General features: G+C 71.6%; 20 protein-coding genes. 10 read left to right on the top strand and 10 right to left on the bottom strand.

The window, feature by feature from the left end:
• Positions 1 to 227 precede the first annotated feature (227 nt).
• Positions 228 to 1,004 carry a GntR family transcriptional regulator gene (locus tag IH48_RS0104595; protein WP_030899438.1) on the bottom strand — a complete coding sequence of 259 codons (777 nt, stop codon included), beginning with the start codon at positions 1,002 to 1,004 and terminating at the stop codon, positions 228 to 230.
• Positions 1,005 to 1,308: 304 nt separating this feature from the next.
• Here IH48_RS0104595 and IH48_RS0104600 point away from each other — a divergent pair, with 304 nt between their 5' ends.
• From IH48_RS0104600 to IH48_RS0104615, 4 genes are all read left to right on the top strand, one after another.
• The gene (locus IH48_RS0104600; RefSeq protein ID WP_030899443.1) at positions 1,309 to 2,589 is read left to right on the top strand and encodes an extracellular solute-binding protein; all 1,281 of its coding nucleotides are present in this window, start codon (positions 1,309 to 1,311) and stop codon (positions 2,587 to 2,589) included.
• A gap of 182 nt (positions 2,590 to 2,771) precedes the next feature.
• Entirely contained in the window at positions 2,772 to 3,788 is a 1,017-nt protein-coding gene (locus tag IH48_RS0104605) for a carbohydrate ABC transporter permease (RefSeq protein WP_078849484.1), read from the top strand.
• Positions 3,785 to 4,612: a carbohydrate ABC transporter permease gene (locus IH48_RS0104610; protein ID WP_030899447.1), complete on the top strand. Its 828-nt coding sequence runs from the start codon at positions 3,785 to 3,787 to the stop codon at positions 4,610 to 4,612. The genes IH48_RS0104605 and IH48_RS0104610 overlap by 4 nt, the downstream gene beginning before the upstream one ends.
• Positions 4,609 to 6,126, top strand: a complete 1,518-nt coding sequence (locus IH48_RS0104615) for a glycoside hydrolase family 3 protein (RefSeq protein WP_030899452.1) — start codon at positions 4,609 to 4,611, stop codon at positions 6,124 to 6,126. The genes IH48_RS0104610 and IH48_RS0104615 overlap by 4 nt, the downstream gene beginning before the upstream one ends.
• A 103-nt stretch (positions 6,127 to 6,229) precedes the next feature.
• Here IH48_RS0104615 and nagB read toward each other — a convergent pair whose 3' ends face one another.
• A complete protein-coding gene (nagB, locus tag IH48_RS0104620) occupies positions 6,230 to 7,015 on the bottom strand; it encodes a glucosamine-6-phosphate deaminase (protein ID WP_030899454.1) in 786 nt (261 codons plus the stop codon).
• A 162-nt stretch (positions 7,016 to 7,177) separates the two neighbouring features.
• Between nagB and IH48_RS0104625 the strand changes: the two genes are divergently transcribed.
• Complete coding sequence (locus IH48_RS0104625) at positions 7,178 to 8,230, top strand: SIS domain-containing protein (RefSeq protein ID WP_030899457.1); 1,053 nt, start codon at positions 7,178 to 7,180, stop codon at positions 8,228 to 8,230.
• Here IH48_RS0104625 and IH48_RS0104630 read toward each other — a convergent pair.
• From IH48_RS0104630 to IH48_RS0104640, 3 genes are read right to left on the bottom strand one after another with little or no spacing between them, the layout of a single operon-like run.
• Positions 8,214 to 9,131 carry an alpha/beta hydrolase gene (locus IH48_RS0104630; protein ID WP_030899460.1) on the bottom strand — a complete coding sequence of 306 codons (918 nt, stop codon included), beginning with the start codon at positions 9,129 to 9,131 and terminating at the stop codon, positions 8,214 to 8,216. The genes IH48_RS0104625 and IH48_RS0104630 overlap by 17 nt on opposite strands.
• Positions 9,124 to 10,017 carry an SDR family oxidoreductase gene (locus IH48_RS0104635; protein ID WP_030899463.1) on the bottom strand — a complete coding sequence of 298 codons (894 nt, stop codon included), beginning with the start codon at positions 10,015 to 10,017 and terminating at the stop codon, positions 9,124 to 9,126. Before IH48_RS0104635 ends, IH48_RS0104630 begins: the two co-directional genes overlap by 8 nt.
• Positions 10,018 to 10,067: 50 nt before the next feature.
• Positions 10,068 to 10,817 carry an SDR family oxidoreductase gene (locus tag IH48_RS0104640; protein WP_030899465.1) on the bottom strand — a complete coding sequence of 250 codons (750 nt, stop codon included), beginning with the start codon at positions 10,815 to 10,817 and terminating at the stop codon, positions 10,068 to 10,070.
• Positions 10,818 to 10,952: 135 nt separating this feature from the next.
• Here IH48_RS0104640 and IH48_RS0104645 point away from each other — a divergent pair, with 135 nt between their 5' ends.
• Positions 10,953 to 11,600, top strand: coding sequence for a TetR-like C-terminal domain-containing protein (locus IH48_RS0104645; protein ID WP_051839166.1), 648 nt, complete (start codon positions 10,953 to 10,955; stop codon positions 11,598 to 11,600).
• Positions 11,601 to 11,846: 246 nt separating this feature from the next.
• Entirely contained in the window at positions 11,847 to 13,355 is a 1,509-nt protein-coding gene (locus IH48_RS0104650) for a sensor histidine kinase (RefSeq protein ID WP_030899471.1), read from the top strand.
• A gap of 274 nt (positions 13,356 to 13,629) precedes the next feature.
• On the opposite strand, the gene IH48_RS0104655 is transcribed toward IH48_RS0104650, so the two are convergent.
• Both IH48_RS0104655 and IH48_RS0104660 read right to left on the bottom strand, forming a co-directional pair.
• Positions 13,630 to 13,887, bottom strand: a complete 258-nt coding sequence (locus IH48_RS0104655) for a WhiB family transcriptional regulator (RefSeq protein ID WP_003953983.1) — start codon at positions 13,885 to 13,887, stop codon at positions 13,630 to 13,632.
• A gap of 319 nt (positions 13,888 to 14,206) precedes the next feature.
• Positions 14,207 to 15,172: a diacylglycerol/lipid kinase family protein gene (locus IH48_RS0104660; protein ID WP_030899474.1), complete on the bottom strand. Its 966-nt coding sequence runs from the start codon at positions 15,170 to 15,172 to the stop codon at positions 14,207 to 14,209.
• A 70-nt stretch (positions 15,173 to 15,242) separates the two neighbouring features.
• Here IH48_RS0104660 and IH48_RS0104665 point away from each other — a divergent pair, with 70 nt between their 5' ends.
• Positions 15,243 to 15,719: a hypothetical protein gene (locus IH48_RS0104665; protein WP_030899477.1), complete on the top strand. Its 477-nt coding sequence runs from the start codon at positions 15,243 to 15,245 to the stop codon at positions 15,717 to 15,719.
• 45 nt (positions 15,720 to 15,764) lie between these two features.
• Here the strand turns inward: IH48_RS0104665 and IH48_RS0104670 are convergent, their stop codons facing one another.
• The 3 genes from IH48_RS0104670 to IH48_RS0104680 form a co-directional block, all read right to left on the bottom strand.
• Positions 15,765 to 16,922: an RNA polymerase sigma factor SigF gene (locus tag IH48_RS0104670; RefSeq protein ID WP_420705445.1), complete on the bottom strand. Its 1,158-nt coding sequence runs from the start codon at positions 16,920 to 16,922 to the stop codon at positions 15,765 to 15,767.
• Positions 16,919 to 17,332, bottom strand: coding sequence for an anti-sigma regulatory factor (locus IH48_RS0104675; RefSeq protein WP_030899483.1), 414 nt, complete (start codon positions 17,330 to 17,332; stop codon positions 16,919 to 16,921). The genes IH48_RS0104670 and IH48_RS0104675 overlap by 4 nt, the downstream gene beginning before the upstream one ends.
• Before the next feature lie 356 nt (positions 17,333 to 17,688).
• Positions 17,689 to 18,681 (bottom strand): 1-aminocyclopropane-1-carboxylate deaminase/D-cysteine desulfhydrase, encoded by a 993-nt coding sequence (locus tag IH48_RS0104680; RefSeq protein ID WP_420705446.1) that lies wholly within the window; start codon positions 18,679 to 18,681, stop codon positions 17,689 to 17,691.
• Positions 18,682 to 18,838: 157 nt separating this feature from the next.
• Here IH48_RS0104680 and IH48_RS0104685 point away from each other — a divergent pair, with 157 nt between their 5' ends.
• The gene (locus IH48_RS0104685) at positions 18,839 to 20,245 is read left to right on the top strand and encodes a family 2B encapsulin nanocompartment shell protein (RefSeq protein ID WP_030899489.1); all 1,407 of its coding nucleotides are present in this window, start codon (positions 18,839 to 18,841) and stop codon (positions 20,243 to 20,245) included.
• Between the two features lie 143 nt (positions 20,246 to 20,388).
• Positions 20,389 to 21,435: a family 2 encapsulin nanocompartment cargo protein polyprenyl transferase gene (locus IH48_RS0104690; RefSeq protein WP_030899491.1), complete on the top strand. Its 1,047-nt coding sequence runs from the start codon at positions 20,389 to 20,391 to the stop codon at positions 21,433 to 21,435.
• Positions 21,436 to 21,546 lie beyond the last annotated feature (111 nt).

Here is a 21,546-nt window from a genome sequence, read left to right on the forward strand (position 1 = left end):
TCCGTCACCTCCGCTTGATCACGTGCTATGCGCAGGCAATCTAAGCGCGGGATAAGCGCCACGTCATCCCTTGTCCGGGTATCGGTACGGACACGGTCCAGCCGGCGGCCCGGCGCAGGGGGATCGCGGGACGGCACGGGAGTGGCCCGCCCGGGCGCGGTTCGGCGATCGTTTTCACGGCGAGGGCGCGTGGCGCCCGGGCCGCCCGCCCGTGGACGCCCGCCGCGTCAGTCGCCCGGCCGCTGCAGCCTGGCCACGAACTTGTAGCGGTCGCCGCGGTAGACGGAGCGCACCCACTCCACCGCCTCGCCTGCCGCGTCGACGGAGTGGCGCGACAGCATCAGCATCGGCAGACCGACGTCCGTGCCGAGCAGTCCGGCCTCGCGCGGGGTGGCGAGGGAGGTCTCGATGGTCTCCTCGGCCTCCTCCAGGTGCACGCCGTAGACCTCGGCCAGCGCCGTGTACAGCGAGGTGTACTTGACCAGGGACCTGCGCAGCGCGGGGAACCTCTTCGCGGACAGGTGCGTCGTCTCGATGGCCATCGGCTCGCCGCTGGCCAGGCGCAGCCGCTCGATGCGCAGCACCCTGCCGCCGGCCGTGATCTCCAGCAGCCCCGCGAGGTTGTCGTCGGCCGTGACGTACCCGATGTCGAGCAGCTGGGACGTCGGCTCCAGGCCCTGGGCCCGCATGTCCTCGGTGTACGAGGTGAGCTGCAGGGCCTGCGAGACCTTCGGCTTCGCGACGAACGTGCCCTTGCCCTGGATGCGTTCGAGCCTGCCCTCGACGACCAGCTCCTGAAGCGCCTGGCGCACGGTCGTGCGCGAGGTGTCGAACTCGGCGGCGAGCGCGCGCTCCGGCGGCACGGGCGTGCCGGGCGGCATAGTTCGCGTCATGTCCAGCAGATGGCGCTTCAAGCGGTAGTACTTTGGTACCCGGGCCGTCCGTGTGGCGGCGGTGGCGGTGCCGCCGTCCGTCCCCCGCGTGCCGGTCCCCCTGTCGGCCATGGCCTGCCTTCCCGGCTCCTGTGCTCCTGCCGTCACCGGCTCCTCCGTCTGTCGCGGCTCACATGGTGGCACGGCGCGGTGCTGGGACACGGCCCCGTGGTCGGGACTCGGCCCGCCCTCCCCAGGTGTCGGTCCGATAACGGACACGACAGCCCTTCTTATACACCCTTGACACCCCTAAAGGTCTAGGCCAACCTTCCGGAGTACTGGTCTAAACCATTAAAGACCAGATCCCGGCCCCAGCAGTACTCGTCGTCAGTTTTCGCAGTGGGCGGGGGATGCGGGAATCCCTGAGGAGGGTGGCGTGAAGCGGAAGCTCATAGGGGCGATCGGTGTCGCGGGGATGATGATCGGGGTCGCCGCATGCGGCGGATCCGGCGGCAGCGGCGGCAGCAAGGCGAGCGGGGGGGACGCGGGCAATACCATCACCGTGTGGTTGATGAGTGGCTCCAACCCGCCCAACTGGACCAAGCAGATCAAGGCCGCGTACGAGAAGAAGTACCCCGGCAAGAAGGTCAAGATCGCGGTACAGCAGTGGGACGGCATCCAGCAGAAGCTGACCACCGCGCTGTCCGAGTCGACCCCGCCGGACGTCATCGAGGTCGGTAACACCCAGACCCCGTACTACGCCGCGACCGGCGGCCTGAAGGACCTCAGCAAGGACAAGGCCACGCTCGGCGGCGCCGACTGGCTGCCGGCCATGGCCAAGTCCTCGGTCTACGACGGCAAGCAGATCGCGGTGCCGTGGTATGCGGCCAGCCGCGTCGTCGTCTACAACAAGAAGATCTGGGCTGACGCCGGCATCAAGTCGACGCCCAAGACGCAGGACGAGCTCTTCGCGGACCTCGGCAAGATCCAGGCCAAGGGCACCAAGGACGCGCTCTACCTGCCCGGACGCGACTGGTACGCGTTCGACGGCATGCTGCTCGACGCGGGCGCCGACCTCGTCAAGAAGGACGGCGGCAGCTACAAGGGCAACCTGGACACGCCGCAGGCCGCGCAGGCCATCAAGCTGTACAAGAAGCTCAACTCGTACGGCACGGCGCCCAAGGACAAGGACGAGGCGACGCCGCAGCAGTCGGACGTCTTCGCCAAGGGCGACGTCGGCGCGTTCATCGGCCTGGGCTGGGAGGCCGCGGGGGCGATCTCCAAGAACCCGAAGCTGAAGGACCAGGTCGGCTTCTTCGCGCTGCCGGGCAAGACGGCCGACAAGACCGCCGCGGTCTTCCTCGGCGGTTCCAACCTGGCCATCTCGCAGGGGACCAAGAACCCCAAGGGCGCGATGAACTTCCTCAAGCTGGCCATGTCGGACAAGTTCGAGGGCGCGCTCGCGAAGGAGGGCGGCATCGTCCCGAACAAGTCGTCGCTCAACTCCAACCTCGCGGGCAACGAGTTCGGCACCGTCTCGGCGGCCGCGGCCGCCAACGGCGGTACCACGCCGCTGATCCCCGAGTGGGGCAACGTCGAGAACGCGCCCAACCCGATCACCACCCTCTTCATGACGGGCGTGCTGCAGGGTCAGTCCCCGTCGGCGGCGGCCAAGAAGGCCGACACCGAGATGGACAAGCGGCTCAGCCAGAAGTAACGGTCTGGTGCGCACCAGACCGTAGGAGCCCGAGGGGTGTCCTGGCGTGACACGCGTGTCACGCCAGGACACGACCCGTCGCCCGTCCGCCCGCCGCGCCGCCCGCCTCCCCGCGGGGTACGGCGGGCGGACGGCGCGCGGACTCACCGATCGCAGCGGACGGTTACGAGGAAGCGAGAAGCATGGCCGCGCAGTACAGAGGGACGAAGACCAGGGGGCCCGATCCGGCGGCGACCCCGCCCCAGGCCGGCGCCGCGCTCGTCGCCGGCAGCGCGAAGTCCCGCAGACCCGCCCGCCCGTCGACCACCGGGCGCGCCTCGCGGTTCCTGCCGTACCTGCTGCTCCTGCCGACGCTCGTGGCCACGGCGGCACTGCTCGGCTACCCGCTCGTCCGCAACCTGCTGATCTCCTTCCAGACCCTCGAACCGTTCCAGCTGATCCAGCACACCACCGAGTGGAACGGCTTCGGCAACTACGCCGACCAGCTCACGAGTTCCGACTTCTGGCACACGGCGGGACGCTCGGTCGCGTTCACCGCCGCCAACGTCGTCCTCATCATGGTGGCCGGCACGCTCATCGGGCTGCTGCTCAAACGGCTCGGCAAGAGGATGCGGCTGCTGCTGTCGATCGGCCTCGTGTTCGCCTGGGCGATGCCGCAGGTCGCCGGCACGACCGTCTACCAGTGGCTGTTCGACACCCGCAACGGCGTCGTCAACTGGGGCCTGAACGGGCTCGGCTGGCACGCGATGCACAACTACAACTGGCTCGGCCACCAGCTGTCCACGTTCGCCGTGATCACGCTGATGGTGGTCTGGGGATCGATCCCGTTCGTCGCGCTCAACCTCTTCGCGGGCCTCACGACCGTATCGGCGGAGATCTTCGAGGCGGCCAGAATGGACGGCGCCAGTGCCTGGCGCACGTTCTGGCAGGTCGTCTTCCCGATACTCAAGCCGTTCTTCCTGTCGACGACGTTCCTTGAGGTCATCTGGGTCTTCAAGGCGTTCACGCAGGTCTACGCGCTCAACGCGGGCGGCCCCGAGGGGCTCACCGAGACGCTGCCCGTCTACGCCTACGTCGAGGGCTTCGGCAACCAGCACTTCGGCACAGGCGCCGCCATCTCGATGCTCACCATCGTCATCCTGATGGCCCTGATGTCCTATTACTTCCGTGTCATCCTGAAGCAGGAGGACGAGCTGTGAGGCGCTCCCTGGCCGGCCGGCTCTGGCCCAACATCATCGCCGTCGTCCTGTTCATCTTCTTCATCTTCCCCGTGTACTGGATGGTGACGACGGCGTTCAAGCCGGACCTGGACATCGTCTCGTCCACGCCGGTCCTCTTCCCGACCCACTGGACGTTCACCCACTTCGTCAAGGCCGTGCACGCGGACGGCTTCTGGACGTTCGTCGGCAACAGCTTCTTCGTCACCATCGGCGCGGTGGTGCTCTCGCTGATCGTCGCGACGCTCTCGTCGTTCGCCGTCGCCCGCATGCGGTTCAAGGGGCGCAAGGCGTTCATCCTGATGATCATGATGGCGCAGATGGCGCCCTGGGAGGTCCTCACGATCTCCGTCTACCTGATCGTCCGGGACGCGAACGCCCTCAACAGCCTGCTGCCGCTGACCCTCTTCTACATGATGATGGTCCTGCCGTTCACGATCTGGACGCTGCGCGGGTTCATCGCCGCGGTGCCGAAGGAGCTGGAGGAGGCCGCCCTCGTCGACGGCTGCACCCGCTTCCAGTCGTTCGTCAAGGTCGTTCTTCCGCTGCTGGCGCCCGGCCTGATGGCGACCTCGCTGTTCGGCTACATCACCGCCTGGAACGAGTACGCCCTCGTGCTGATCCTCAACAAGGACAGCGGCCAGACGCTGACCCTCTGGCTGACGCAGTTCCAGACCAACTTCGGCGACGACTGGGGCGCCACCATGGCCGCCGCGTCCTTCTTCACCCTGCCCGTCGTCGTGGTCTTCCTCTTCCTCCAGCGGCGAGCCGGCGGCGGCCTGCTGTCCGGGGCGGTGAAGGGATGACCGCCCCCGCAGGCAAGGGTGCCTCCACCCTGGAGCGCGATGCGCTCGCCGTCCTCCAGCCCGGCTTCGACGGCGCCGAGCCGCCCGACTGGGTGCTGCGCCGCATCGGCGAGGGTCTGGAGTCCGTCGCGATCTTCGGCCGCAACGTCGTCTCGCGCGCGCAGCTCGCCCGCCTGACCGGGCGGCTGCGCGCGGAGCGCGAGTCCCTGCTGGTGGCCGTCGACGAGGAGGGCGGCGACGTCACCCGCGTCGAGGTCGGCGAGGGCTCGTCGTTCCCCGGCAACTACGCGCTGGGCTCCGTCGACGACGTCGACCTGACGCGCTCGGTCGCCGCCGAACTCGGCCGCACCCTCGCCGCGTGCGGCATCGACCACAACTGGGCGCCGTCCGCCGACGTCAACGCGAACCCCGACAACCCGGTCATCGGGGTGCGGGCCTTCGGCGCCGACCCGAAGCTCGTCGCACGGCACACCGCCGCCTACGTCGAGGGGCTGCAGAGCGCCGGGGTCGCCGCCTGCACCAAGCACTTCCCCGGACACGGGGACACGGCCGTCGATTCGCACCACGCGATGCCCCGCATCGACGTGGGCCTCGACACACTCGCCGCCCGTGACCTGGTGCCCTTCAAGGCGGCCATCGCCGCGGGTACCAAATCCGTCATGAGTGCGCATATCCTGCTTCCCGCACTCGACCCCGACCGTCCCGGCACCCTCAGCCCGCGGATCCTCACCGGACTGCTGCGCGAGGAGCTGGGGTTCGACGGGGTGATCGTCACCGACGGCATCGACATGCAGGCCATCGACTCCGCCTACGGCATGGCGCACGGCACCGTCCTCGCCGTCGCGGCGGGCGCCGACGCCATCTGCGTGGGCGGCGGCCCGTCGGACGAGGGCACCGTGCTGCGGCTGCGCGACGCGCTGGTCGCGGCGGTGCGGAGCGGCGAACTGCCCGAGGAGCGGCTGGCCGAGGCCGCCGCGCGCGTGCGCGCGCTGGCCGGCTGGACGCTCGGGGCGAGGGGGACCACGGGGCCGGGCGCGGCCGTACAGGAGGGGACCGCGCCCGGCACCCCGGTGGGCCTCGCGGCCGCGCGGCGCGCGGTACGGGTGACCGGCACGCCGGCGCCGCCCGCCGCCGGCGGGGTGTACGTCGCGTCCCTGAGCCCGGCGGCCAACATCGCCGTCGGCCCACGGACCCCCTGGGGCGTCGGGCCCGAGCTGGCGGAGCTGCTGCCCGGCACCGGGCACTCCGCGTACACCGAGGACGCGTACAGCACCGGTGCCGTGCTGGCGGCCGCCGGTGCGCGCCCGCTCGTCGTGGCGGTACGGGACGCGCACCGCCACCCCTGGATGGGGCGGGCGCTGGACGAGCTGGTAGCGGCGCGCCCCACCACGACGGTGGTCGAGATGGGGCTCGACCGGTCGCAACCCAGGGGCGCGGTCTACATCGCCACGTGCGGCGCCGCCCGCGTGTGCGGCCAGGCGGCGGCGGAGGTGATCGCCGGGCGCGCCCTCTGAGGAACGTTCACACACGAACGTACGGACAGCGCGACGGTGCCGGGCGGCCCTTGTGGGGCCTGCCCGGCACCGTCGTGTGCGGGTTTCTCCCGCGGGGCCGCTCTTACAGGCCCTGCCAGGCGGGCTTGGCCGCGTACGTGGCGCGGAAGTAGTCCGCCAGCTTCAGCTTGGACGCGGCCGCCTCGTCCACCACGACCGTGGCGTGCGGGTGCAGCTGCAGCGCGGAGGCGGGCACCACGGAGGCGACGGGCCCCTCCACGGCGAGCGCGACCGCGTCCGCCTTGTTCTCGCCCGTCGCGAGCAGCACGAGGTGCCTGGCCTCCAGGATCGTCCCGATGCCCTGGGTGATGACGTGGCGCGGCACCTGCTCGATGTCGCCGCCGAAGAAGCGCGCGTTGTCGACCCGCGTCTGCTCGGTCAGCGTCTTGATGCGCGTACGGGACGCGAGCGAGGAGCACGGCTCGTTGAAGCCGATGTGCCCGTCGGTGCCGATCCCGAGGAGTTGCAGGTCCACACCGCCCGCGGCGGACAGGGCGCGGTCGTAGGCCAGGCACGCGGCCCGGACATCGGCGGCGCTGCCGTCGGGCCCCATGAAGGAGTCCTGGCCGAGCCCGAGCGGCTCGACGACCTCGCGCAGCACGACCGAGCGGTAGGACTCGGGATGCCCCGAGGGCAGGCCCACGTACTCGTCGAGCTGGGCTATCCGCGCCGACGACACGTCGACCTCGCCCGCCTTCACCTTCGCGGTCAGCGCCCGGTAGACGGGCCCGGGCGTCGAGCCCGTGGCCACGCCCAGCAGGGCGGACGGCGCGGCGCGCAGCAGCGCGGCGATGCTCTGTGCGACGACCTCGCCGCCGGCGGCGGCGTCTTCGACGATGACGACTTCCACGCTCTCCCTGCCCATCCACGTTGCCGGGTCATAGCTGCCGGGCCGTACCGGGTCCACTATGTGGTATAGACCAATTTATCAGACCGGTACGCGCCGCCGGATGGCGGGGCCGCTTCCGCCCGTGGTCGACTGGGAGAACACCAGACGGCGTGGAGGCGGCACATGTCGCAGAGCGAGCAGCCCGGCGTGATCATGGCCGGTGAGATGGCGGAGCAGCCGGCGGTGCTGGCCCGGATCCTGGCCGAGGGCGCGACGTACATCCGGGGGACCGCGGCGGCGATCGCCGCGCGGCACCCCAGGTTCGTGCTGCTGTCCGCCCGTGGCACGTCCGACAACGCGGCGCTGTACGCCAAGTACCTGCTGGAGATCAGGCGTGGCATGCCCTGCGGCCTCGCCTCGATGTCCACCATCACCGCCTACGGGGCGCGCCAGGACCTCAGCGACGTCCTCCTGATCACCGTCAGCCAGTCGGGCGGCTCGCCCGACCTGGTGGCCTCGGCCCGCGCCGCACGCGAGGCCGGCGCGCTCACCCTCGCCGTCACCAACAGCCCCGACTCCCCGCTCGCCGCCGTCTGCGAGTTCCACATCGACGTCCTCGCGGGCCCCGAGAAGGCGCTGCCCGCGACCAAGACGTACACCGCGACCCTGCTCGCCCTCTACCTCTTCGTGGAGGGCCTCGGCGGCGGTGACGGCGACGCCGCCGAGGGCCTGCCCGGCCTCGCGGAGCGCGTAATCGCACGCGGGGCCGAGGTGCGCGAGCTCGCCGCCAGGTACCGGTTCGCCGAGCGCATGGTGATCACCTCGCGCGGCTACGGCTACCCGACGGCCAAGGAGGCCGCGCTCAAGCTCATGGAGACGAGCTACATCCCCGCCCTGTCCTATTCGGGCGCCGACCTCCTGCACGGCCCGCTCGCCATGGTCGACAACATCTCGCCGGTGATCGCCGTCGTCCCCGACGGCAAGGGCGGCGAGGTGCTGCGCCCGGTGCTCGAACGGCTGCGTGGCAGGGGCGCCGACCTGTTCGTCGTCGGGCCTCCCGCCGAGGTCGCCGCGGCGTCCGCGGGGTTCGTGCTGCCGACGGAGGGCGTTGCGGAGGAGGTCCAGCCGATCCTGGAGATCCTGCCGCTGCAACGGCTCGCGTACGAGGTGACGATCGCACGCGGCCAGGACCCGGACGCGCCGCGCGCGCTGGCGAAGGTCACCGAGACGCGGTGACGCGATCCGTGCCGTCGAGGTGCGCGCGGAGGAAGGCGCCGACCTCGTCCAGGGCCCCGGCCCCCTCGTCGAGCACGGCGGCGAAGCCCTGGAAGACGTGCGGGGCGCCGGGAAACGTGTGCAGGGTGACCTCCACGTCGTCGCCGGCCGCCTTCGCGGCCAGCCGGACGGCGTCGTCGAGCAGCACCTCGTACGACCCGGCCTGGACGAGCAGCGGGGGCAGCCCGCGCAGGTCGGCGAAGAGAGGGCTGGCGAGCGGGGATCGGGGGTCCGCGCCGGCGAGGTAGTCACCGGCCCGCGTGGCGAGCGCCCGCCGTGTGAGCGCCGGGTCGAGCGCGGCCCGCGTCTCGTGGCTGCTCCCGGACTGGGTGAGGTCGACCCAGGGGGAGAGGACGGCGGCCGCGGCGGGCCGGGGGAGGCCGGCCTCCTTGATCGCGACGAGCAGGGCCAGCGCGAGCCCGCCGCCCGCCGACTCGCCGCAGACGGCGATCTCCGTGGCCGGGACGCCGCGACCGAGGAGCCCGCGGTACGCCGCGAGCGCGTCGTCGACCGCGGCGGGGAACGGGTTCTCGGGCGCGAGGCGGTAGTCCACGGTGTGGACGGTCGTGCCGGTGCCGCGTGCCACGTCGGCCGCCAGGTTGACACTCGCCGCGGCGGACCCGAGCGCGTAGCCGCCGCCGTGGAAGTACAGCACCGCTCCCCGCGCCTCGCCGTCCCCGGCAGTGATCCCGATGGCGGGGACGCCGCCGAGCTCGGCGGCCGTGGTGCGGACGTCCTCGGGGACGGGGTGGGCGGCCATCATCTCGTCGAAGACGACGCGCATCGTGCGCGGGTCACCGCCCATGTCGAGCGGGGCGGCGCGGAGCAGCTCGATGACCGCGCCGAGCTGTGACTCAGCCATGGTGGCGCAGCTCCAGGACCTCGCCGAAGCCCATGCGCCGCACGAAGTCCGTGCGTGCCTCGGTGACGGCGGCGCTCGCCTCTTCGACCTTCGAGTCGGTGAGGTCGACGACGCTGCGGAAGGGGCGCTCGCCGTAGGGGAGGGCGAGGATCCGGGCGATCTCCTCGGCGACGACGACGGGATCGGCGTCGGTGCCGGGCGGGAACAGGCTCTCGGTGGCTGCCTCGTTGCGTGCGACCAGCGGGTCAAGGGCCGCGTACGCCTCGGCTACTGCGGTGCCGGATGCGCGTCCGGCCTTGGGGAAGTGGTCGGTGCCCTGCGTGAAGGCGCCGGGCATGACGATCACGGTCTCGATGCCGAATTGGGAGACCTCGTAGGAGGTGACCAGGGCGAGCGAGTCCATGGCGGCCTTGGAGACGACATAGGGGCCGAGGAAGGGCGGAGTGGTGACGGGGATGGTGCTGCCGACGTAGAGCAGGGTGCCGCGGCCGCGCCCGCGCAGGTAGGGCAGGACAGCGCGGTTGAGCCGCTGGACCCCCAGGGTGTTGACGTCGATGAGGCGGGCGATCTCCTCGGCGGTGAACGCCTCCACGTAGCCGACCAGCAGGTGGCCCGCGTTGTGTACGACCACGTCGAGCTCGCCGCCGTCGGCGGTCACCGCGCGGACGGCCGCGTCGGCCGACTCCTGGGACGTGACGTCGAGTTCGACGACGCGGAGGTCGGCGCCCTCCGCGGTGGCGAGGTCGCGCAGCTCCCGGGCACGGGGCGCGTTGCGGCCCTCGGGGTCGCGCATCGTGGCGAAGACGCGGTGCCCCGCGCGGGCGAGCGCCTTGGCGGTGAGGTTGCCGATGCCGGTGGCGGCACCGGTGATGAGGACAGTGGACATGGGGTCTCTCCTGATGTGTGTGCGCGTGGTGAATTGCGGCTGCCTTGCGGTTACGCGATGCCGCCGTTGGCGAAGAGGACCTGGCCGTTGATCCAGCGGCCGTCGGGTCCCGCCAGGAAGGCGACGGCGCCCGCGATGTCCTCGGGCGTGCCGAGCCGCTCCAGCGGGGAGGCGGCGCCCAGCCGCTCGATCAGCTCGGGGCTCTTGCCGTCCAGGAAGAGCGGGGTCGCCGTCGGCCCGGGGGCCACGGCGTTGACGGTGACGTCGCGGCCGCGCAGCTCGCGGGCGAGTACCAGGGTCATCGCTTCGACGGCGCCCTTGGTCGCCGCGTAAGCGGCGTACGTCGGCTGCTGGAGCCGGGTGATGGAGGTGGAGAAGTTGACCAGCGCGCCGCCTGGGCGCAGCCGCCGCGCGGCGAGCTGCGAGACGACGAACGTGCCGCGCACGTTGACGCGGTGCATCCGGTCGAAGGCTTCGAGCCCCGTCTCGGCCACGGGCGCGAGCAACATGATCCCCGCCGTGTTGACCACGACGTCCACCCCGCCGAAATGTTCCTCCGCGGCGTCGAACAGTGCCGTCATCGCCGTCTCGTCCGCGACATCGCCGGCCAGGGCGACAGCCTGCCCGCCGGCCTCCAGGATCGAGTCGACGACCTTCTGCGCGCGCTCGACGCTGCCTGCGTAGTGCACGACGACCGCCGTGCCCCGCGCGGCCAGCGTCCTGGCGACGGCGCTGCCGATTCCGCCCGAGCCCCCGGTCACGATCGCGACGCGGGTGGCGGACTGCTGGTTGGTGCTCATGATGATCCCTCTCGTCTTTGTGGACGATGAGTACACTAACAGCATATAGACCAGTCGTCCATATGTATGTGGTCGGTGGGTCCATATAATTGGCGGTGAGCCGCGCGGAGGCCGGGCGGGACGAGGAGGAGACGTATGGAGACGACGGACGCCGAGGGACCGGAGCCGGGGCCGGAGCCCACCCCCCTCAAGCCGGGGCGGGGACGGCGCAAGGCGGAGGACGTGCGCCACGCGACCCTGACCGCGGCGGCCGAGCTGCTGCTCGCCGAGGGCGTCCACGCCCTGACCTTCTCGAGGGTCGCCACACGCGCGGGCGTCAGCAAGATGACGCTGTACAAGTGGTGGCCCTCGCCCGGGGCCCTGGCCTTCGACGCCTACTTCAACGCCTTCCAGGCCACCCTCGAGTTTCCGGACACGGGCGATATCAGGCGCGACCTGACCACGCAGCTGAACACGTTCGTCGACCTGCTGAACCGCAACGGCTCCGTCGTCGCCGGGATCATCGGAGCCGCCCAGGGCGACGCCGACCTGGCCGAGGCGCTCTCGACGCACTACGTCACGCAGCGCCGTGCGCTCGCCGTGGCGCGCCTCACGCTCGCGCGGCAGGCCGGCCAGGTACGCGCGGACGCGGACCTGGAGGCGATCGTCGACCAGCTCTGGGGCGCCGTCTACCACCGGCTGCTGATGCCCGCGCAGCCGCTGAATCGTGAATTCGTCGACGCATTGATCGCCAACCTCTTCCAGGGGATCGCCGTCCCGGAGGCCCGGAAACCGGCGACGTGAGCCGCGTGCGGATCCCTGGACAGCGCCGAATGGTCTAGTCCACAATGGAACGGCAGAGCGTCCGCCCTTCACCGCACAGAAGGGCGGCACGCGGGGCCGGCGCTCTCTGCCCTGACCGCGTCGGCGCCCGGACACGGCCGCGGGCCCGCACACCCCCGGCCGTGGTGATCCCGGGCTGCGGTGCCAGGCGGGCTGAGGGTCCCGCTCGGTGCCGCGGCCCGCGGGTACCCTCGCCCTGTGCCCTCCATGAACGATCTCGTACGGCAGCACTCGGCGCTCGACGAGTCCGACCTCGAATGGCTGCACCTCCTCGTCTCCGAGTGGCAGCTGCTGTCCGACCTCTCCTTCGCCGACCTCGTGCTGTGGGTGCCCACACGCGACGGCACCCGCTACGTGTCCGTCGCGCAGATGCGCCCCAACACGGGCCCCACCTCCTACCAGGACGACATGGTCGGGCACCTCGTGCCGCGCGGCCGCAGGCCGCTGCTCGACGCGGCGCTCGACGAGGGCAGGATCGTGCGCGAGGGCGACCCCGAGTGGCGCGAGGAGGTGCCCGTCAGGGTCGAGTCCATCCCCGTGCGCAGGGACGGCCGGGTGCTCGGCGTGATCGCGCGCAACACCAACCTGCTGACCGTGCGCACCCCGAGCAGGCTGGAGCTCACCTACCTCCAGTCGGCGTCCGACCTCGCGCAGATGATCGCCGCGGGATCGTTTCCCTTTCCCGGCGAGCAGACCGACATGGACGCGTCCCCGCGCGCGGGCGACGGACTGATCAGGCTGGACGCGGACGGCATGGTCCAGTACGCGAGCCCCAACGCGCTGTCCGCGTACCACAGGTTGGGACTGGCGTCCGACCTGGTGGGACAGCACCTCGGCCGGACCACCGACGAGCTGGCCCCCGTACACGGCCCGGTGGACGAGGCGCTCGTCAAACTCGCCAGCGGCTACGCCCCGCGCCAGACCGAGGTGGAGAGCTCCGTCGGCGTGATCCAGCTGCGCGCGATCCCCCTCAAGCCGAAGGGCGACCGGATCGGCTCGCTCGTGCTGCTGCGCGACGTCACGGAACTGCGACGCCGTGAACGCGAGTTGATGACCAAGGACGCCACCATCCGGGAGATCCACCACCGGGTGAAGAACAATCTCCAGACCGTTGCCGCCCTGCTCAGGCTCCAGTCGCGGCGCATCGACTCCGCCCACGGCAGGGCAGCGCTCAACGAGGCGGTGCGGCGCGTGGGCTCGATCGCGATCGTCCACGAGACGCTGTCCCAGAACCTGGACGAGCGTGTGGAGTTCGACGAGATCGCCGACCGCGTACTCGCGATGGTGGCCGAGCTCTCACCCGCCGGAGCCGTCACCTGCCGGCGGACGGGCCGGTTCGGCATCCTCGACGCCGATGTCGCCACCCCGCTCGCGATGGTGCTCACGGAGGTGCTGCAGAACGCGCTTGAGCACGCCTTCGGGCCGGGGGAGCGTGGCAAGGTCGAAGTGAGCGCGGTGCGCGGCGAGGGCCCCGCCGGGGCGGGGCGCGGCGGCGTCCGCAACGGTGAGCGGCCCGAGGGCAGGCTGCTGATCACCGTGCGGGACGACGGGCGCGGGTTGCCGCCGGGTTTCGATCCGAAGCGGGCGGGCAATCTCGGGCTGCAGATCGTGCGGACGCTCGTCGAGGGGGAGTTGGGCGGCGCGTTCGACATGGTGCGCGCACCCGAGGGCGGGACCCAGGTCGTGCTGGACATACCGGTGGCGGCGTCGAAGTAACCCGCCGGCGCACAAGGCCATTGCGCCGTAATGGTGACGGACGGTCATGTCACGGACGGTCACGCCGCGGGTGCGCCCGTCCACCGCGGCGTGGATGGCGAGAGGACAGCGGGAGGACAGCAAAAGGCCCCGGACCGGTGTTCCGGTCCGGGGCTCTGCTCGAAGCTCACGATGAGATGCGCATCGGGGGTACTGCGCGCTGCTTTTCGGGGGCGGGGGTTGTGTGCGTACGCGGTGTACGCTCCGCCGGCCTCGGGCTCGTGGCAGGGGGCTTTCAGGCGCTGGCGTTGCGCGCCCGGTTGCGAGCGGCGCGGCGCTTCATCGCGCGGCGCTCGTCCTCGCTGAGGCCACCCCAGACGCCGGAGTCCTGGCCGGACTCGAGCGCCCACTGCAGGCACTGCTCCATGACGGGGCAGCGACGGCAGACGGCCTTGGCTTCCTCGATCTGCAGCAGCGCGGGACCGGTGTTGCCGATGGGGAAGAACAGCTCGGGGTCTTCCTCGCGGCAAACGGCGTTGTGACGCCAGTCCATGGCTGCTACCTCTCTTGGTATGACGTGCATGTGCTTGTGAATGTGAACGCTTTCACGAATCCCCCGACAAGTGAAGGGCCGAAAACACCGGTGAAGACCGGTGCGGTCCTGGTTCGAAGAGGGGTTCCGGTTCTCAGGGAGGCTGGTGTTGCGTGAGCCGTCCCGATCGCCATGTAGAGATTCGCAAACCTCGGCGGCGGATACAACCCCTTCCGGAAACTTTTTTTGGATTCCTCGGTGTCGACTAGGTCACAGCCGTACATCGATGGGGTGGACGCCAGCCTAAACGTTCGAGTGAAAGGATTTCGAGGGGTTTCACTCACACAATCACACGCAGTGCACGGCGTACGCCTGTGAACGTCACGCTCGTACGCAGTCCCAGATGGTCGCCGTCCATCTGAAGGGGCAGTGGCACCTTCGAATGCAAGGTGAAGTCCGTGAGGTCGTGCAGGGTCACCGCGTGCTTGCCGTGGAGCCCCTTCTCGGGGGTCGCGGCCAGCAGCTGGGTCGCGTAGCGGGTCGCCGACGGCAGCGAGAGCCGGGTGAGCCCGAGCACGTCGAGCGCGGTGTCGAAGGAGGCGCCCGGCACCCCGTACACCGGGCGATTGCCCAGGTAGGTCCACGGGGCGGTGTTGCAGACCATCGCCGTCACGAGGCCCGTCACCGGTTCCTCGCCGGGCCGGCCGAGGGTCAGCGTGCCGCCGGCGCGGTGCGGGTCGCCGAGGAACTGGCGTACCACCTGGCGCAGATAGAGGGCGTGCGTGGAGCGTTTCCCGCGCTCACGCGCCTGTTCGACCCGTCCCACCACACCGCCGACGAAGCCGAAGCCCGCGCAGAAGGTGAACCATCTGGGCGGCACGGCCTCATCCTCCGTGTCCGGCGTGCCGGACGCCAGGCCGAGCCCCACTGCGCGTTCGCGGCCGTCACGCAGCGCGTCCAGGATGGCGCCCGTCGCCTCGACGGCGTCGTTCGGCAGGCCGAGGGCGCGGGCGAAGACGTTGGTCGAGCCGCCCGGCACCACCGCGAGCCTGGGCAGGCCGGGCGCGGGACCCGCGTGCAGCAGTCCGTTCGCGACCTCGTTGACCGTGCCGTCACCGCCCAGCGCGACCACCAGCTCGATGTCGTCGGACTCCGCGGCCCGTCTGCCGAGGTCGCGCGCGTGGCCCCGGTACTGCGTCGTCACGGCCTCCAGCTTCATCTCGCTGGCGAGGGCGCGGATCAGCACGTCGCGCGTGCGGGCACTGGTGGTGGTGGCAGCCGGGTTGACCACGAGGAGTGCGCGCATGCTCGGCACATTACCGGCCGGACGCGGCGGGGGCAGAGCCCGGCCCCGCGGCGGCCGCTACCCTGCAAGGGTGAGCAGCAGCGGACGCACGAACCCCACCACACCCGGCACGGCAGCACCCAGGCCCACCCCCGAGACGGCTCCGCCCCGGCCTGCCAGGCTGACCGCCGCGGCGTGCCTCGCCGCACTCGAGGCGCTCGGGCTCTTCGCCGTCGGCGTCTACCTGCTCGTGGCCGGACTGAGCGGCAAACCGGACGATCCTGGCCAGGCCGAGGCGCTGGGCGTGACCGTGCTCGTCATCGGGCTGCTGCCGCTGATCGCCGCGCGCGGGTTGTTCGGGCTCCGCGGCTGGAGCCGCGGGCCCGCCATGATCACCCACGTCATCGCGCTGCCGATCGCGTACGCCCTGATGAGCTCGGGCGGGGCACTTGTCCCCGTGGGCATCGCGGTCGCGGCGGTCGCCGTGGCCGGGCTGGTCCTCCTGGTCAACCCGGCGACGACCGCGGCCCTCGGCATCCGCCCGCCGGGTACTCGCGAGAACGGCTGACGCGCGGCGGCGGCCGCGCGCCCCCTGCTTTCCGGCTCCGCCTGTCTACTCCTCGACCAGCAACCGCTCCCGCAGCTGCGCCAGCGTCCGCGCCAGCAGCCGCGAGACATGCATCTGCGAGATGCCGACCTCCTGGGCGATCTGCGACTGCGTCATGTTGCCGAAGAAGCGGAGTAGCAAAATCCGTTTCTCTCGCGGCGGCAGGTCCTCGAGCAGCGGCTTCAGCGACTCCCGGTACTCCACGCCTTCCAGCGCCTCGTCCTCGGCGCCCAGGGTGTCCGCCACGGCCGGGGACTCGTCATCCGTGTCCGGCACGTCGAGCGACAGCGTCGAGTAGGCGTTCGCCGACTCCAGGCCCTCAAGGACCTCCTCCTCGGAGATCCCGAGACGCTCAGCCAGCTCGTGCACCGTGGGGGAGCGGCCGTGCTGCTGCGACAGCTCGGCCGTCGCGGTCGTCAGCGACAGCCTCAGCTCCTGCAGGCGCCTCGGCACCCGCACCGCCCAGCCCTTGTCGCGGAAGTGCCGCTTGATCTCGCCGACCACCGTGGGCGTCGCGTACGTCGAGAACTCGACGCCGCGGTCCGGGTCGAACCGGTCGACCGACTTGATCAGGCCGATCGTGGCGACCTGCGTCAGGTCGTCAAGCGGCTCGCCCCGGTTGCGGAAGCGGCGCGCCAGGTGCTCGACGAGCGGCAGGTGCATCCGCACCAGCCGGTTGCGCAGGTCCGCGCGCGCGGCGGAGCCGTCGGGCAGCGCCCGCAGCTCGATGAACAGCGCCCGCGCGCCGCTCCTGTCGTGCGGATCGTGCGCGTCGTGCGTGTCTTCCGCGCCGTCGGCGCCCGCGCCGGCCCCGTCGTCCCTCGCGGGGCCGTCGTCCTTGGCGTCTGCGTCGTCCTTCGCGGGGCCGGCGTCCTTGCGGTCCGTGCCGTCCTTGCGCGTCGCCTCGTCCGGCAGGGCCTCCTCCTCGCCTCCTCGCCGCTCGCTCATCCCGGCCGCCCGCTCCGCCCGCGCCTGCCCGACCGCTGCCTCCTGGCCCTCGTACCCGCCCTCGGGGTGGGGACGGGCGTGCTGCTCCGGTATGCCCGCGGGCGGCGCTGACCGCCGCACGGGGCCGGGGTGCCCACCGGGCAGCGCCGTGTGCTCCGCCGCTCCGCCCCCTGGGGCGCGCTCCTCGTCACGCACCGGCCCCTCCCCGTCGTTCACGCCGGGCCTGGGCCCTGGCCGCGCTGCTTGTACAGGCTGATCGAGACCGTCTGGTCGTCGGCCACCGACGAGTCGACCTTGCCCGCGAGTGCCGAGAGCACCGTCCAGGCGAAGGTGTCGCGCTCGGGCGCGCGCCCGTCGGTGGTGGGCGCGGCGACGGTCACCTCGAGGGAGTCGTCGATGAGCCGGAAGACGCAGCTGAGGACGGAGCCGGGCACGGCCTGCTGGAGCAGGATCGCGCACGCCTCGTCCACCGCGATGCGAAGGTCCTCGATCTCGTCGAGGGTGAAGTCCAAGCGCGCCGCGAGGCCGGCCGTGGCCGTACGCAGCACGGAAAGGTAGGCACCCGCAGCGGGCAACCGGACTTCCACGAAGTCCTGGATCCCGGGTTCGCCTGCGATCTGGGACACCCTCACCTCCAAGGTGACACAAGCTTCTCGGGCGCCCCGGTGTCACCGACACCGGGGGCCACGCGGTACGTGGGTCGTACGCGCCGGTCTGGACTGGCGACGCTACCGCGCTCCATAGTGCCCTGTCGCAGGGCCCTGTCCGACCGGTGTGACTCATGGTAGGTCCTTGAGCACGCAAAGTGGCCAGACCTGTGCCGGACCCAAAAGGGAACCCCCGGCGGACGGTTGACGTACCCACCGCACGCGCCGCCGAACCGTTCGAAGGGCGCGATATGCGGCACACGCGCGTGCGCACGCTGGTGCGCCCACGCGCGCCCGGGTCGGGCGGTCATCGCGCGTCGGTCATCGCGCGTCGGTCACACCGGATCCGGCGGACCCGTCACGACGGCTGCGACGGAAGTGCCGGGAGCGAACTCGCCCGCCGTCACCATGGCGGTGAGTCCATAAAGCAGTTTGGCGACATAGGTACGTTCAAGGCTGATCCCGTGCTCCTCCTCGAAGGCCGCCGCGAAGGCCGCGAGCTCCGGCGTGGAGCGCGCGAAGCCACCGCAGTGGAAGCGGTCGTCGACGCTCCACGCGCCCCGCTCGCCCCCGAACGCGTCCCGCTGCAGCCGCCGCACCTCCCGGCCGAGGAAGCCGCCGCGCAGCGCGGCGACCCCGAGCGCACGCCTGCCCGGCGGCAGGCCCGCGGCCAGGCCCGCCAGCGTGCCCCCCGTACCGACGGCGACCGCCACCACGTCGGCCTCGTCGCACAGCTCGCGCCCGAGTTCCACGCAGCCGCGCACGGCGGCCGCGTTGCTGCCGCCCTCGGGCACCACGTACACCCTGCCGAGTGCCCGGCCCGCGCCGGCGCGGGCGTCGTGGAGCAGCGCCGCGAGGATCCCGGGCTCCGCCTTGCGCCGGTACGTGGCGCGGTCCGTGAAACGCAGGACCATGCCGTCCGCGGCGCAGCGTGCCAGCGACGGGTTGAGCGGCCGGCGCGCCAGTTCGTCGCCGCGTACGACGCCGACGGTGGCGAGGCCGAGCAGCCGGCCGGCCGCGGCCGTGGCACGCAGGTGGTTGGAGTACGCGCCGCCGAAGGTGACCAGGGTGTCCGCGCCCTCGGCGCGCGCGGCGGACAGGTTCGGCGCCAGCTTGCGCCACTTGTTGCCCGGCATGTCCGGATGGATCAGGTCGTCGCGCTTGAGGAGCAGCCGCACGCCGCGCGCGGTGAACCGTCCGTCCGCGACCGGCACGAGCGGTGACGGCACGAGCGGTGACGGCGGGAGCGGCGACGGCGGGTGGGGCGCGCTTGTGCGGGAGGCGCGCCCTCCGGCTGGTTCCGGCGCGGCCGGGTCGTTCGGTGTCACGCCTCCCATTGTCCGCGGCGCGTGCGCCGCGCCGTGATGCACGACCGATTCCCCTGATGTGCCCGCTCCAGTCCCACTCGTTTGTGTAATGGCGCTGTGACGCTCCGCGCTGAAACCCTTCTCGTGCAGGCCAGTACATGATCGAAGGGGAGTCTTCATGTCGGTTGCTGATGAGGTCCGTACCGAGCAGTCGCAGTCTCAGCAGAGTCTGGGTACGGCCGCCGCGCGGAACCTGGCGACCACCACCAAGTCGGTTCCGCAGATGCAGGAGATCACCTCCAGGTGGCTGCTGCGGATGCTGCCGTGGGTGCAGGTGCAGGGCGGCACCTACCGGGTCAACCGCAGGCTGAGCTATTCGGTGGGGGACGGGCGGATCACGTTCGTCCAGACCGGCGGACGCGTCGCGGTCATCCCGGCGGAGCTGGGCGAGCTGCCCACCCTGCGCGACTACGGCGACGAGGAGGCGCTGACAGAGCTGGCCAACCGCTGCGAGCAGCACGAGTACCAGACCGGCGAGGTGCTGGCGACCCGCGGCGAGGACGCCGACCGGGTCTTCCTCCTCGCGCACGGCAGGGTCGAGAAGATGGGGCAGGGCCCCTACGGCGAGGAAGCCGTCCTCGAAGTCCTCGCCGACGGCGCGTACTTCGGCGACCAGGCGCTGGTCGACGGCGACGCGAAGTGGGAGTACACGACGCGCGCGGCGACCACGTGCACGGTGCTCGTGCTGACGCGCCGTGACGTGCTCAACCTGGCGGAGCGCGCCGACTCCCTGGCCGAGCACCTGCGCTCCCAGGCGTCGCTGCCGCGGCAGCGGACCAACAAGTACGGCGAGGCGGCGATCGACCTGTCCGCGGGCCACGTCGGCGAGGCGGTCGTGCCGCACACGTACGTCGACTACGAGAGCGCGCCGCGCGAGTACGAGCTGAGCGTGGCGCAGACCGTGCTCAAGGTGCACAGCCGCGTCGCCGACCTGTACAACCAGCCGATGAACCAGACCGAGCAGCAGTTGCGGCTCACGGTCGAGGCGCTGCGAGAGCGCCAGGAGCACGAGCTGGTCAACAACGCGGAGTTCGGCCTCCTGCAGAACTGCGACTACGGGCAGCGGCTCCAGCCGCACGACGGCGTGCCGAGCCCCGACGACATGGACGAGCTGCTGTCCCGCCGCCGCGGCTCGAAGCTGTTCCTCGCGCATCCCAAGGCCATCGCGGCGTTCGGCCGCGAGTGCAACAAGCGCGGCCTGGTGCCGGAGAGCGTCGAGGTCGCCGGACACCATGTGCCGGCCTGGCGCGGCGTGCCGATCTTCCCGAGCAACAAGATCCCGATCTCCGACGCGCGCACCACGTCGATCATCTGCATGCGTACCGGCGAGCAGGAGCAGGGCGTCGTCGGCCTGCAGCAGGCCGGCATCCCGGACGAGATCGAGCCGAGCCTGTCGGTGCGCTTCATGGGCATCGACGAGCAGGCGATCATCTCCTACCTGGTGACGGCCTACTACTCGGCCGCCGTCCTCGTGCCGGACGCCCTCGGTGTCCTGGAGAACGTGGAGGTGAGCCGCTGGCGGTGACGGTGGGTGATGCGAGGGGGCGGACCGGCCGCGGCACGAGCCCGCCGGCCGGCCGGTCCGCCCCCGCTCGCGAGGCCGTCCCTACTCACCACTCAGCCGTCACGCGGGCCCGTGGCACGCGCGTGCACAGGAAAGCGATCTCTATGACCATGACAAGCCCGGCCGCCGCGACCGAGGGCGAGGAGGCGGTGGCGCTCCTGGCGCGGGCCCGCGGCGTCGTCGACCCCGAACTGCGCGCTGCCGTCGCGTCGCTGCCGGAACCGATACGCACGGTGGCCCGCTACCACTTCGGCTGGGAGGACGAGCGCGGCAGGCCGTCGTCCTCGGGCGCAGGCAAGGCGATCAGGCCCGCGCTCGTCCTCGCCGCCGCGCGCGCCCTCGGCGCCGACCCGCTCAGCGCGGTGAGCCCCGCGGTGGCGGTGGAGCTCACCCACAACTTCACGCTCCTCCACGACGACGTCATCGACGAGGACCCCACGCGCAGGCACCGCCCCACGGCCTGGACCGTCTTCGGCGTCCCCGACGCGGTCATCAGCGGGGACGCGCTGATGTCCCTCGCCACCAAGGTGCTCGCCGAGAGCCGCCACGCGGCGGCCACCGCCGCGGTGGCCCGGCTCTCCGACTGCGTGATCGAGCTGTGTGCTGGACAGCAGACGGACTGCGCCTTCGAGGAACGCGCACCAGACGAGGTCACGGTCGACGAGGTCCTCGCCATGGCCACGGCCAAGACCGGTGCACTGCTGGGCAGTTCCTGCGCTCTCGGCGCGCTCTACGCGGGCGCGGGCGACGAGGCCGTCGCGGCGCTCGACGCGTTCGGCAGGGAGGCGGGTCTCGCCTTCCAGCTGATCGACGACCTGATCGGAATCTGGGGCGACCCCGAGCGCACCGGCAAGCCCGCCGGCGCGGATCTTGTGGCGCACAAGAAGTCCCTCCCCGTGGTGGCGGCGCTCGCCTCGGGCACCGAGGCCGCCGAGGAACTGGCCGAGTTGTACCGTCGGCCGATGGACGCGGAGGGGGTGCGCAGGGCGGCGGAGGCCGTCGAGCGCGCCGGCGGGCGCGACTGGGCCCAAGTCCAGGCGGCGGAACGGATGGCGCGCGCGGTGCACGAGCTGTCCCGCGCCGTGCCGGACCTCGCAGCGGCGGGCGACCTGCTGGCACTGGCCGAATTCGTCACGCGCCGCACGCGGTGAACGGGCAGTGTGTCAGGCCGGAGACGGCTCCGGACGTGGGGGTGGTCCGCCGGATGGGGCCGTCGCTGTTGTGAATCGGTGCCCCGACCGGCACAGGAAGATCGATTGGCG

The sequence above is a fragment of the Streptomyces sp. NRRL F-5126 genome, assembly GCF_000721265.1.
In the GTDB taxonomy this organism is placed as follows: Bacteria; Actinomycetota; Actinomycetes; order Streptomycetales; family Streptomycetaceae; genus Streptomyces.

Coding starts and splice junctions, on each gene's coding strand:
- IH48_RS0104685 (WP_030899489.1), top strand. CDS start 18,839: ATGTCGGTTGCTGATGAGGTCCGTACCGAGCAGTCGCAGTCTCAGCAG.
- IH48_RS0104645 (WP_051839166.1), top strand. CDS start 10,953: ATGGAGACGACGGACGCCGAGGGACCGGAGCCGGGGCCGGAGCCCACC.
- IH48_RS0104605 (WP_078849484.1), top strand. CDS start 2,772: ATGGCCGCGCAGTACAGAGGGACGAAGACCAGGGGGCCCGATCCGGCG.
- IH48_RS0104615 (WP_030899452.1), top strand. CDS start 4,609: ATGACCGCCCCCGCAGGCAAGGGTGCCTCCACCCTGGAGCGCGATGCG.
- IH48_RS0104655 (WP_003953983.1), bottom strand. CDS start 13,887: ATGGACTGGCGTCACAACGCCGTTTGCCGCGAGGAAGACCCCGAGCTG.
- IH48_RS0104635 (WP_030899463.1), bottom strand. CDS start 10,017: ATGTCCACTGTCCTCATCACCGGTGCCGCCACCGGCATCGGCAACCTC.
- IH48_RS0104660 (WP_030899474.1), bottom strand. CDS start 15,172: ATGCGCGCACTCCTCGTGGTCAACCCGGCTGCCACCACCACCAGTGCC.
- IH48_RS0104595 (WP_030899438.1), bottom strand. CDS start 1,004: ATGGCCGACAGGGGGACCGGCACGCGGGGGACGGACGGCGGCACCGCC.
- IH48_RS0104630 (WP_030899460.1), bottom strand. CDS start 9,131: ATGGCTGAGTCACAGCTCGGCGCGGTCATCGAGCTGCTCCGCGCCGCC.
- IH48_RS0104640 (WP_030899465.1), bottom strand. CDS start 10,817: ATGAGCACCAACCAGCAGTCCGCCACCCGCGTCGCGATCGTGACCGGG.
- IH48_RS0104625 (WP_030899457.1), top strand. CDS start 7,178: ATGTCGCAGAGCGAGCAGCCCGGCGTGATCATGGCCGGTGAGATGGCG.
- IH48_RS0104650 (WP_030899471.1), top strand. CDS start 11,847: ATGAACGATCTCGTACGGCAGCACTCGGCGCTCGACGAGTCCGACCTC.
- IH48_RS0104690 (WP_030899491.1), top strand. CDS start 20,389: ATGACCATGACAAGCCCGGCCGCCGCGACCGAGGGCGAGGAGGCGGTG.